Below are 902 nucleotides of genomic sequence, written 5' to 3' on the forward strand. Positions count from 1 at the left end.
TCAGCGCATCGAGCGCGCCGAGCGGTTCGTCGAGCAGCAGGAATTCGGGTTCGGCGGCGAGCGCCCGGGCCAGGCCGACACGCTGGCGCATACCGCCGGAAAGCTCCCAGATGCACTTGTCGCCGGCGTCGGCGAGCTTCACCAGCGCCAGCAGCTCATCGGCGCGCCGCGCCCGCTCGGCCGGAGCGACACCGCGCAGCCTGAGCGCGAAGGCAACGTTTTCGCGCGCCGTCAGCCATGGGAACAAAGCATCGTTCTGGAACACCACCGCCCGGTCCGAGCCAGGTGCTGTGATCGGCTTGCCGTTGATTGAAGCCGTACCGCGCGCCGGCGCGACAAGGCCGGCGGCGACGTTGAGCAGCGAGGTCTTGCCGCAGCCGGAACGGCCGACCAGCACGACGAAATCGCCCTTGGCGACATCGATCGACACCCGCTCGACCGCAGGCGCTGCCTGGCCGTCATAGTGGATCGAGACCTTGTCCAGTACGAGATGCGGGTCGAGCACGAGATGCGGCATGGATGCCTCGCGGTTCGTTGAAATCCGACTGCCCCGGCCCTCGTCAGCGGTTCCGGGGCAGTCAGCACGCGGCGTTAGGGAAAAAGATCCGCGCGCGTTCAGAGCAATTCCAGGAAAAGCGTGAAGCGGTTTTCCGTCCGGAATTGCGTTAAGCGAGTACTAGTTCGAGGCGAGCGCCTCGGTGACGTATTTCGACGATACGTATTTCGAATAGTCGGGAAGCACGGCGTCGATCTTGCCTTGCTCCTTGAGGAAGGTGGATGTCGCTTCGACCGCCTTGACCGTGCCGCCGCCGAGGAATTTGTCGGAGGCCTGCTCTTCCAGCGTCGGGAAGACATAGCCCTTGAGCAGCTTCGTCACTTCTTCCAGCTTGACGCCGGTGAGT

Annotated in this window: 1 protein-coding gene and 1 pseudogene; both read right to left on the reverse strand. The window is 64.4% G+C overall.

The window, feature by feature from the left end:
* Positions 1 to 517 (reverse strand): ATP-binding cassette domain-containing protein (locus tag ENZ75_RS33045; protein ID WP_128278667.1); only part of this gene is annotated, 517 nt, incomplete at its 3' end.
* 159 nt (positions 518 to 676) lie between these two features.
* A pseudogene (tauA, locus tag ENZ75_RS33050) lies at positions 677 to 902 on the reverse strand (taurine ABC transporter substrate-binding protein); the annotation flags it as partial.

The organism is Mesorhizobium sp. M7A.F.Ca.CA.002.04.1.1 (assembly GCF_004022805.1).
Taxonomy (GTDB): Bacteria; Pseudomonadota; Alphaproteobacteria; order Rhizobiales; family Rhizobiaceae; genus Mesorhizobium; species Mesorhizobium ciceri.